The sequence below is a fragment of the Rahnella sikkimica genome (genome assembly GCF_002951615.1).
Taxonomy (GTDB): domain Bacteria; phylum Pseudomonadota; class Gammaproteobacteria; order Enterobacterales; family Enterobacteriaceae; genus Rahnella; species Rahnella sikkimica.
This window is the reverse complement of the sequence record NZ_CP019062.1, coordinates 3,426,328-3,437,234: the sequence shown is the minus strand read 5'-3', so window position 1 is coordinate 3,437,234 and position 10,907 is coordinate 3,426,328. Positions and strand designations below refer to the sequence as shown.

Here is a 10,907-nt window from a genome sequence, read left to right as displayed (position 1 = left end):
ATTGATTTCCCCGTAACTTGACCGCATGTTAGAAGTTACGTCATCTTTAAGACGACCCGAATTCACGGCGTGGTGCGCCTCAGGCGCATCAAACCCACCCGAATTAACGAAGGACTGGCCCTATGACTGAACAGCAAAACGCGTCGAACAATCCGCTCTTAAAACCGTTCTCCCTGCCGCCTTTCTCTGCGATCCAACCTGAACATATCGTCCCTGCGATGAAATCTGCGATCGAAGAAAGCCGCCAGGCGATTGAACGCGTAGTGGCGCAGGGCGCGCCTTATACCTGGGAAAATCTGTGCCAGCCGCTGGCGGAAAGCGACGATCGCCTGAGCCGTATCTGGTCGCCGGTCGGGCATCTGAATGCCGTGAAAAACAGCCCGGAACTGCGTGAAGCGTATGAGCAATGTCTGCCGATTTTATCCGAGTTCAGTACCTGGACCGGGCAGCACGCCGGTTTGTATCAGGCTTACCGCGATTTAAAAGACAGCGAGCATTTCAATACGCTCTCCGTTGCGCAGAAAAAAGCGATTGATAACGCGCTGCGTGATTTCGAGTTATCCGGCATCGGTTTACCGGTCGAAAAACAAAAACGTTACGGCGAAATTTCCGCACGTCTGTCCGAGCTGGGTTCGACGTACAGCAACAACGTGCTCGACGCCACGATGGGCTGGAGCAAGCTGATCACCGACGAGGCTGAATTGAAAGGCCTGCCGGAAAGCGCACTGGCGGCGGCGAAAGCGCTGGCCGAATCGAAAGAACAGGACGGCTGGCTGCTGACGCTGGATATCCCGAGCTATCTGCCGGTGATTACCTACGGCGAAAACCGTGCGCTGCGCGAAGAAATGTACCGCGCGTTTGGCACCCGTGCGTCCGATCAGGGCCCGAATGCCGGTAAGTGGGACAACAGTGAAGTGATGGCAGAAATTCTGTCGCTGCGTCACGAACTGGCGCAACTGCTGGGCTTTGATTCCTACGCTGATATGTCGCTGGCTACCAAAATGGCCGAAAGCCCGAAACAGGTAATTGATTTCCTGAGCGGTCTGGCGACGCGTGCCCGCCCGCAGGGCGAACGTGAACTGGCGCAGCTTCGCGCTTTCGCCAAAGAACATTTTGGCGTGGATGAAATGGAAGCCTGGGATTTGCCGTTCTACGGCGAAAAACAGAAACAGCATTTGTTCTCCATCAATGACGAGCAACTGCGTCCGTATTTCCCTGAACAGCGCGCGCTGGAAGGGCTGTTCGAAGTGGTGAAACGCATTTACGGCATCACCGCCAAAGAACGCAAAGACGTGGAAACCTGGCACAAAGATGTGCGCTTCTTCGATTTGTTCGATGAATCCGGCGATCTGCGCGGCAGTTTCTATCTCGACCTGTACGCCCGCGAACACAAACGCGGCGGTGCATGGATGAACGATTACGTCGGCAGCATGCGTAAAGCCGACGGCGAACTGCAAAAACCGGTCGCGTACCTGACCTGTAACTTCAATGGCCCGGTCGGCAATAAACCGGCGCTGTTCACGCACAACGAAGTCACCACGCTGTTCCACGAATTCGGCCACGGTTTGCATCATATGCTGACCCGCATCGACACCCCAGGAGTGGCCGGGATCGCCGGTGTGCCGTGGGATGCCGTCGAACTGCCAAGCCAGTTTATGGAAAACTGGTGCTGGGAGCCGGACGCGCTGGCGTTTATCTCCGGGCATTTCGAAACCGGCGAACCGCTGCCGAAAGAGATGCTGGATAAGATGCTGGCCGCGAAGAACTATCAGGCGGCGCTGTTTATTCTGCGTCAGCTCGAATTCGGGCTGTTCGATTTCCGGATGCACGCGGAATATGACCCGGCGAAAGGCGCGCAAATTCTGCAAACGCTGGCAGAAATCAAGAAGCAGGTTGCGGTTGTGCCGTCTCCAGCCTGGGGCCGTTTCCCGCACGCGTTCAGCCATATTTTCGCAGGCGGTTATGCAGCCGGTTACTACAGCTATCTGTGGGCGGAAGTGCTCTCTGCCGATGCGTATTCGCGCTTCGAAGAAGAGGGGATTTTCAACCGCGAAACCGGGCAGTCGTTCCTCGATAATATCCTGTCGCGCGGCGGCTCCGAAGAGCCGATGGAGTTGTTCAAACGCTTCCGCGGGCGTGAGCCGCAGCTGGATGCTATGCTGCGCCATTACGGTATCAAAGGATAATTTCTGCCTGTGAGTGTGTGTTTACTCTGTGAAGAAGGCGCCGATGAAGGCGCCTTATCTGTTCTGGCGCAGCGCTGGAATCTGACGTCTGATCCGGACGCCGTCATGGCGCTGGTGCTGACGCCTGAGCGTCTGGAATTACGCAAACGCGACGAGCCAAAACTCGGTGCCATTTTTGTCGATTTCGTCGGTGGCACGATGGCGCATCGCCGTAAATTCGGCGGCGGGCGCGGTGAAGCGGTAGCAAAAGCGGTCGGTATCAAAGGCAGTTATCTGCCGGATGTCGTCGATGCCACCGCCGGTCTGGGCCGTGATGCGTTTGTGCTGGCGTCTCTGGGTTGCAAAGTGCGGATGCTGGAACGCAATCCGGTGGTGGCGGCGTTGCTCGACGACGGGCTGGCGCGTGGTTATCGCGATGCAGAAATAGGCCCGTGGCTGCGTGAACGCATGACGCTGTTACACGCCTCAAGCCTGACGGCGCTCTCTGAGCTTTCGCCAAAACCGGAAGTGGTGTATCTCGACCCGATGTATCCGCACAAACAGAAAAGTGCGCTGGTGAAGAAAGAGATGCGTGTGTTTCAGGGGCTGGTAGGCCCGGATGAAGATGCCGATGGTCTGCTGGAACCGGCGCGCCGGTTAGCGACCAAACGGATTGTAGTGAAACGCCCGGACTACGCGCCACCGATGGCGGATATCGCTGCGCAGGCCGCTGTGGTGACCAAAAGCCACCGGTTTGATATTTATACGCCGCTGTAAAAATCTGCTTTTTTAAACCTGAAAAACCGGAATGCACCTTCGTGAATTCCGGTTTTTTTGTTTTAGCTGAGGTTTTTACCCACGCATTCAATACCCGTCTGATTAATTTAATACGAGCTTGGCTGAGGCATTTTCGTATTCGTTAAAATAATCTATTTTAATTTTCCCTGTTTTTTTATTTTTCGGGATATCCAGCTTTTGCGAGGGATAAAGATTTTTATTCACATTAGCCCAGTCACACGTCTCATCTTTATTACTGTCAGTGCAAAAACCTATTCTGGAAATTTTTAAATGGAAATTTCCTTCGTTAGTGATCTGATTAGCTGCACTGTCTAAAGATAATCGTATAAGCGGTTTTGACGGGGGGACATGAATCACCACACCCCAGACTAAATCAATGCCGACTTCCGTTTTCAATTTTTCAGTATCAACGCGGGCTTCGCCCTCTTTAGCGGGTAAGGATTCAATATATAAGCGATACACTTTTTCTGTGGCGGGTAAATTCATCGTCACCAGACGAATATTGTGTTTTTGTCCCGCAGCCAGAACGAATTTTGAGGGGGAGACGATCACACCCTCACTGTTGCTGATACTTTCTTCGGATTCTTTTTCCTGCTTTGTCGCCGGATTAAGGACCTGTTTGAGTCCCGTTTGAATGTAACGGATACCTTCCGCCTTCGAAGTGACCGTGATAAGCGTCACGCCTTGTGGGGTAACAATCGCGCTCATCGGGGAGACGTCAATATTTGACCAGGCCGGCGTTGAGATTGAAATAAAAAGAGTCGCCATCACTGCTTGGTTCAGAATGTTCATCTGTTTTTACCTTTAACAGTCACGGTTATTACCACAAGCTCGGGGTGAATATCACCCGGATCTTGCCGGTATAGTGCCCGTTATTTTTCTCAACGATATTAAACGCCGGTGTATTAATTTGCAGCGGTGTAGGCACGCACAATACGGGGTTTGGAATATTGCTTGCCAGCCGAACGGCACGGATATCATCCGTATTGATATTGGGCAATGTGTAGATTTCGCCGTTCACCACATCCTGAAAACTGTTACTTTCCGGGAAATACATTTTTACGCCGTAATCCAGACGGTCTGCCTTCTTGCTGCGATCGCTAATGTCGTTATAGACAGAGAATTGCCCAGGATTTCTTCCCGCAGGGTTTGCGGGATATTCTGGCGGTTCTGAAAACTGCACCTGAAACTGGCGGCTGTTAGAGCCGTAGCCATCGTATAAACACATGTCCAGCGAAGTACTGCCGCTTAGTTTGCCCAGCACCTGACGATCGCCACCGGGTAGGGGGCGTAAATTCAAATCAACATGTGGCGCAGCATCTTTTCCCTGGCCTTCACCAAAGCCGGGGAAATAAATTGCCTGGTTAGCATTGTCACTCATATTAAATGTGATCGTTGCATTCCAGTTAGCCAACGTTGCTCTCGGACTCCATTGGGTCAACAACGTTTGCAACTTGGCTTCCCACACGCCCCCAACGGGCAATTTTTTGATTTCACTTTGTGTAAGGTAAGCAGTGAACATGGTTCCATCGGCCTGTGGACTTCCTTCTACTTCGCAGTATGAACTTATAGATGTATAAATATAAAGCTGCCGTGAATTGGAACAAGGAAAAGTCGACCATGTTAGATTATGGTAAGCTGAAACATTAATCGCCACTTTTAGCTGGCTGCGTTTTTCTGTGAAGATTAAAGGAATGGACTGAACACCCGACGTTCCGCTGGTGTCAGGTCCCGTGTTACATTGTCCATTCTTAGGATCAGAAGAGGATTTACAAACTAGCGTATTGTGTTCCCACTTAGCAGAATTTGATGAGTCATGCCCAGCACTTTCATCTGTCCATATATCAACCTGAGTAGGAATCGATTGCTTATCGAAATACTCCGTAATCTGAGTATCTCTTCCTGTGGGTTGTTCAACATCGGCTCGGGCATATTGCGAAAAAACCAGTGGGGAAATGATGAACATCAAAGTGATGAGTTTATTTTTTGCCTTATTCATACCTTATTCTTCCCCGGCCATATTTGCTGCAATGTTATTTGTCGCATTTTTATCACGGAGCCCATGAAGCTGGGCGATATTTTGTAATTCTTCTGGTAGGGCTGCCAGGGTGGTTATTTCACACGCTGTGTCACCAACAAAGCGAATAACATCACGTTTGGCTTTCACGTTGACTTTGCACTGATACATTTGGCGTTCGCTGAGCAGATAAAGAATATCGGCTTTTTTGTTCATTTCAGCGGTAAAACTCCCGTCGGCGGTGGAAGCGTACATGCTGGCATTAAGCACGACGCCGTAAGGAAGCGATTTTCCGTCATGGGTGAACATTCTGCCGGCAAACGTATAGTGAGATTCCATTTTAACGTCGCGGACTTTCAACTTACCCGGCAACATAAACAGACTTTGTTTACCCGCCCCGTTGGTGATCACGGCTGCACTGCCGTTTTTCGCCAACTCGCTTTCTTCAACTGACATCTGGCTCATGGTGAATCCAGAGACCGGGAATAATGCCTGTGAACCGGAAGGCATTTCAGCAAAACCACCGCCATCAACCGAGACGTTCACTTTTGCATCCTGCTCTTCACCATCTGCACCGTCAGCAATTTTTACGGCGACGGCAGCTGACGGTATACCGTTGCCACCCGGTCCCCAGTACATACCCGAACGCGCAATCGCAAGCGAAGAGTTCCATGTGCCGCTGACAGAGGTGTTATGTTTGTTTTCCTGATTGTCGTAGCTGTCTGACAGGGTTACGCCTGCATCGCCATACTGACCATTTATCTTGCCGTGCACAGAGCCGTTAACATAGTCGGTGTTTGTTCCGCCTATATCGATACCAACTTCCCGATCATTATTTTCACCCCAATCCCAGTTTTTGCCTGCGGTATAAATCAGCTGATCATCACTGTTTTTACTTGTGCGGTAATCGGCACTGAGTGTGGAGTTTGAATGGGGCTGAGTGCGGATTGCACTGTTATTGCGGCTGAGTGTAAAACCGACATAGATACCATTGTCATCATTATTGCCGTCATTACTGATGCGTTTGTAGCCGCCGACGCGGGAGCTTAACATCACACCTTTGAACGAATCTGACCGGTTGAGGCTCACCTGATAAGTGTTGCTGGAGCTATCATCCTCGGTATTACGGATCATGTTATCTTCAAAGGGAGTGGATGGATCGTAATAGTCGCTGACACGCGTCGTTTTGTTATACGTCCAGGCGAGTGATACCGTCCAACCTGTGACGGGCACAGAAAAGTTGGTGGTCATTGAGGTGTAACAGCCAATATCTACGTAATCATCAATGTCATTATCGCCACCGGAACAGCTACTGGCCTGGGCATCATTGCGATAAAAACTCAAAGAAAAACCATCGTTGTAGCTGACCTGTTGGACATTTCCCCGCGAGCCGTCATCCCCATAGAAGTAGTTGCCTTGCAATGACAAATTGCCATCAATAAAGCCGGATGCAAAAGTATGATCCCACTCCATACCGCCTTCCGCGTAATCACTCGATGCAACGTTTGCTATGCCCGCTGTCGCCACGAAGTTTTTCGGCAACGGGGCTTTAAACCCGACCTGCACCACCGGATGCGTTGGCGTGTCGGCAGAATGATCATCTCCAGATGAAAAGATCTGACGATCCGCCGTTTGCCCGAATTGCAGGAACCACTGAAGAGTGCCATCGCCGACACCGCCACTGCGGGTAAACGGCTGATCTTCGGTGCGAACCAGGTTGTTATCTTCATAAATTTTTAGCGTGACCAGATAGCTCCCCGTAGGGAAGTTGCCGGTATCAAGGGTATTCGAACCATTAGGGAGATAAAATGTCCCTAACAGCTGGTTCCCACGATAAGCGTCTACCCGCGACTTTGCCGAAAGAAGGACCGTAATGGGCGAGCCTTTACCTGCTTCAGCCTGATTCAGATAACTCAGTGACGTGCCTACACGGGCACCTGAAATAGCGCCCAGTGGTAGCATGGTGAAGTTAATATTACCGCCCAGGTTGCCTGATAAATCACGGGCATCCATCCGCCCGGCCTGAACATAATGGCGATTACCGAGGCTATAACGATAGTAGATATCATCGACATTAATATTTTTTGAATCGCTATTATCACTGGTATAAGAGGTCAGGGACCAGTCAAAGCCAATATAGCCGTCAGTGAGAAGACCTAACGCCCCTGAGCCTTGTAATGACAAGGATTTATAGTCTTCATCTCCCACAACATTCAGTAATTGCTGATGGATGAAAGCATTCTCTGTTTGCGTGCTGGGGCTGAAATAAATTTCTTTTTCGTTTGAATTAGGAATTATTTTTTGATCAACAAAAATGTTCACCTTAGATTCATTTTCATCATATATGAGGTCAATATCTTTGCTGTTTATGTATCCACACCCCGATGCGCCGTTATTGCTGGAGCAAGATAAATTACCGAGGCGAGGCAGTGGAGAAGATAATTTTTTTAAAAGTTCCTGATAGCGTGCATCGGAAGGTTGCAAAGGAAGATTCAGCGCTTTTAAAACCTCGACAGGATTTAAAAATTGTATTGTTTCAAAATTCACGTTGGCTTCATACATACCAACGGATTGACCAAGAAAATAAACATCAAGAAATATTTTTTGCCCGGTCACTAATTCTTCAAAACCAGCGGGAACTGTTATCGATGCCATCAGAGGGTATGAGACAGGTAATAAAAACAGAGCGCCAAAAAAGATATTTATTTGTTTTATTTCCATGGGGACTATCTCTGAGGCAAAGGAACGGATCACTATAAGAGAGTAATGAGTTCAGAAGTAATAATAACCGTTGCCGTAATTTATCCCGGCAATGGTTATTATTGATATTAAAATTATTTTAATTCTCAGGCAGAGGTAGCCTGAGTTAATACAATGCTCACAACGCCAGTGTAATTACCTGCCGGTAAAATTCCTGGAGTTGTCTGGGAGAATTTGAGCTCTTGAGCAATAGAACCCTGAGCTATAGTGGTTGCACCGCCAGGGAATAACACGGTTTTAAGCAGTTTTGTATTGGTGGTCGTCAGTGCTGTACCGCCGTAGGAAATGGTTAAAGGCACGGTGGTAGCACTGCCAGCACGGTCATAAAGTAAAACATTATTAACCAGCGCAATATTAACGTCGCTGTAAGCGTTAGACCAGATTTTAGCCTGCATAGCATAAGGCGCGAGGCCGTTACCTGGAATGTACTGCATGTTCACAGACTCTGGCAATTGCTGAGCATCGCTCAAGGTCATGTCCAGTGAAGGATCAACGTTTGCGTTTACCGTAATATCTTTCTGAATAGCCATAGCATTCAGAGAAAAACCCATAACCGCGACTGCCACAATTTTCATTGCAAAATTCATTTAAAGATCCTTAATGTGATTGGTTACTGAGTAAAAACTATCACCCTGTTGTTATTACTTATCGAAGTAATGCTGGTAGTGCCACGCGGGTTATAACGTTCGTTCCTGCATGGTTTGACTAATACTTGAAATGTATTTTATTTTCACTTTATCTTCAGACGATATTGATGATGCACCGGGATTATTCAGTGTCAGTTTCTGCTGCGGATAAATTGTGCTTTTATTTTCTGACCATTGGCAGTCTTCACTTTCATTTTTGGATTTACATAGTCCAACTTCTTTTAATGTGATGTGTACATTGCCGTTATTGACTAACTGATGTTCAGTTGGCAGATAATAAATGTCTTCATGGGGCTGTAAAGGCGGAACAATCACCAGCGCACCCCACATAATGTTCACGCCAATATTATTTTTTGTTTCATCGCCCAGAATGCTTTCATCCAGGTTATCGACGGACTCAAAATAGACACGATAAGCCTTTTCAATTTCTGGCGAAACGATATTGACCATTCTGACAATTCTCACGCTACCGGTACTCAGGGCAAACTTAGCCGGTGTCAATACCAAATTTTCACCGGCAACAAGTTCCCGTTCTTTCTCTTCTTTTGTCCCCGGATTATCAATAGCCTTCACGGTCACCTTCACAAAATCCATTTTTGAAGAAGCTGACATGACCTTAATCTGCGCAGAACCTTGCTTATTAACCGTTACGTGAATGGGGTAAACACTTATTGCCGCTGAAGCCACGCCTGTTAATAGCGACAAAAAAAGCACTCCACAGGCACTACGTATGGATGATTTTACTGAGAATTGCATATTTCTCCCTGGTTACCCTCATTGTTATGTAGTTAAGTAGATAACCTGTTCTGTATATATGGATTTAAAAATGGCCTTCAGTGCCCGACGGCAAACATGCGTTTATATCTTTTTTCGTTGAGGGGATAATATATTGGCAAGATTAAAATGCAACTATAAAAAAACGAAGTGTCCATTTTTGGACATTGTTTGATTTAACAAGCCGCTGTTTTAATTATATTTTTTGTTATTGGTGAAGTGGGGTTGTTTCAATATTTAAAATGGCTGTGTGTTTTCAATTTTCCATTAATAATCACATTAGATCAATTTCTAATCTAATATAACAATTATCGATTTATTAGTTTTTATTCATTGAGATTACTTATATGATTTTTTAGCATGTATTTTAAATGTTTGTATTTTTCTTGTGGGAGAAATGTTGGAATATTTAAAAAAACTTAGAGACATGACCAAGACCACATTTGTTCAAAAATGGACTGATGCAGTGACTAGTCCTGATATAGGTTGACACTTTTCAGCCTTAAAACGCCCGATGAACTTCATCGGGCGTTTTGTATTTTAATGACAGATGGGGACGCCGGGTGTTGTAGATTTCCACCGACGCCATGACCATCTTTCTTGCCTGCACGATATCTTCCGGCTTAACGAGCAGATATTCCATTTTTAAAATACCATTTACGCGTTCTGCCAATGCATTCTGATAACAGTCATATCCATCTGTCATTGAGCAGATAACGCCATGTCGTTCATGTAATTCCTGATATTTTGCGGAGCAGTACTGGACGCCGCGATCCGAGTGATGCACCAGCGGTGAGCTTGTACGCCTGTTATTCAGCGCCATCTTAAATGCCCTGACGACATGATGCGCATGGAGACTCTCGTGCACATGGTATCCCACTATTTTTCTCGACCAGGCATCGGTCACCAGACTGACATATGCCGTTCCATTACGCACTGGAAGGTAGGTAATATCCGCTACCCATACCTGCTCCGGCTGGCTGGCAACAACCTGATTTTCCCCTGACTTCAGTAAGTTAGGGTGACGGTAAAAACGATGATGGCTATTTGTCGTTTTGTGGTAAGCCCGTTTAGGCATTACCAGTAACCGCGAGCAACGTAATATCTGGAAGAGGCGATCCCGGCCAACGTGCGGCGCAGGTTCGGGTTGCTGTCGCAATAAGTAATGCAACTTACGTGTTCCCAACCTGGGCTGTTGCAACCGGATAGTAGTCACTTGTTCAATGATATTTTTGGCCTGTATTTCTCGCGTACGCTCACGTTGCAAAGACTGATACCACGCTTGTCGGCTAATCCCCATGAACCGGCACGCGCGCGTTACTGTGAGTCCCGGCGCTTGTGCTTGCGTGATAATGTAGCCCACTGCTTTTTTGACAGATTGGCTCCGAACTCCGTGTTCATTACCTTCACAACCGCTTCAAAAAATTGAGCTTTAACTTCTGATTCAGCAAGTTGCTGTTCGAGTTCTTTGATTCGCTGCTCGGGAGTAAGAGGCATTTTAGGCATGTTAACTCCACACGTTCTTGCAGGAGAGGGGGAAAGCCAGTCGAGTTGACCGTATTTGCGTAGCCACTTCAAGACAGTAGAACGGCCTTGAATACCGTAGCGGTCTTGCGCCTGACGGTAAGTCATTTCACCTTTTTCGACCTGTTGGACAACGGTCAATTTAAAGGATAGAGGGTAATCGCGTTGAGTGCGTTTAACATATTGGTTCATCACATTTTCCTCAGTATACGAGTTAAATGT

Annotated in this window: 8 protein-coding genes; 2 read left to right on the top strand and 6 right to left on the bottom strand. The window is 47.7% G+C overall.

What is annotated here, in order from left to right:
* The first annotated feature begins 122 nt into the window (after positions 1-122).
* Positions 123-2,186, top strand: a complete 2,064-nt coding sequence (gene prlC / locus BV494_RS15910; RefSeq protein WP_104923727.1) for an oligopeptidase A — start codon at positions 123-125, stop codon at positions 2,184-2,186.
* 9 nt (positions 2,187-2,195) lie between these two features.
* Positions 2,196-2,942 carry a 16S rRNA (guanine(1516)-N(2))-methyltransferase RsmJ gene (rsmJ, locus tag BV494_RS15905; protein WP_104923726.1) on the top strand — a complete coding sequence of 249 codons (747 nt, stop codon included), beginning with the start codon at positions 2,196-2,198 and terminating at the stop codon, positions 2,940-2,942.
* 102 nt (positions 2,943-3,044) lie between these two features.
* On the opposite strand, the gene BV494_RS15900 is transcribed toward rsmJ, so the two are convergent.
* The 6 genes from BV494_RS15900 to BV494_RS15875 form a co-directional block, all read right to left on the bottom strand.
* On the bottom strand, positions 3,045-3,755 hold the full coding sequence (locus tag BV494_RS15900; protein WP_104923725.1) for a fimbria/pilus periplasmic chaperone: 711 nt from the start codon (positions 3,753-3,755) through the stop codon (positions 3,045-3,047).
* Positions 3,756-3,783: 28 nt separating this feature from the next.
* Positions 3,784-4,962, bottom strand: coding sequence for a CblD like pilus biogenesis initiator family protein (locus BV494_RS15895; protein ID WP_104923724.1), 1,179 nt, complete (start codon positions 4,960-4,962; stop codon positions 3,784-3,786).
* Positions 4,963-4,965: 3 nt separating this feature from the next.
* On the bottom strand, positions 4,966-7,701 hold the full coding sequence (locus BV494_RS15890) for a TcfC E-set like domain-containing protein (RefSeq protein WP_104923723.1): 2,736 nt from the start codon (positions 7,699-7,701) through the stop codon (positions 4,966-4,968).
* Between the two features lie 125 nt (positions 7,702-7,826).
* On the bottom strand, positions 7,827-8,327 hold the full coding sequence (locus tag BV494_RS15885; RefSeq protein WP_104923722.1) for a CS1 type fimbrial major subunit: 501 nt from the start codon (positions 8,325-8,327) through the stop codon (positions 7,827-7,829).
* A gap of 90 nt (positions 8,328-8,417) precedes the next feature.
* A complete protein-coding gene (locus BV494_RS15880) occupies positions 8,418-9,143 on the bottom strand; it encodes a hypothetical protein (protein WP_192938018.1) in 726 nt (241 codons plus the stop codon).
* A 520-nt stretch (positions 9,144-9,663) separates the two neighbouring features.
* Positions 9,664-10,877, bottom strand: a protein-coding gene (locus BV494_RS15875; RefSeq protein WP_104923720.1) for an IS3 family transposase whose coding sequence is annotated in 2 segments (ribosomal slippage) — positions 9,664-10,538 and positions 10,538-10,877 — 1,215 coding nt in all. Because the reading frame shifts where the segments join, the coding sequence is not laid out codon by codon here.
* Between the last annotated feature and the right edge of the window lie 30 nt (positions 10,878-10,907).

What these genes read in the sequence shown, in the direction of transcription:
- BV494_RS15880 (WP_192938018.1), bottom strand. Translation starts at nt 9,143, where the DNA reads ATGCAATTCTCAGTAAAATCATCCATACGTAGTGCCTGTGGAGTGCTT.
- BV494_RS15895 (WP_104923724.1), bottom strand. Translation starts at nt 4,962, where the DNA reads ATGAATAAGGCAAAAAATAAACTCATCACTTTGATGTTCATCATTTCC.
- prlC (WP_104923727.1), top strand. Translation starts at nt 123, where the DNA reads ATGACTGAACAGCAAAACGCGTCGAACAATCCGCTCTTAAAACCGTTC.
- BV494_RS15890 (WP_104923723.1), bottom strand. Translation starts at nt 7,701, where the DNA reads ATGGAAATAAAACAAATAAATATCTTTTTTGGCGCTCTGTTTTTATTA.
- BV494_RS15900 (WP_104923725.1), bottom strand. Translation starts at nt 3,755, where the DNA reads ATGAACATTCTGAACCAAGCAGTGATGGCGACTCTTTTTATTTCAATC.
- BV494_RS15885 (WP_104923722.1), bottom strand. Translation starts at nt 8,327, where the DNA reads ATGAATTTTGCAATGAAAATTGTGGCAGTCGCGGTTATGGGTTTTTCT.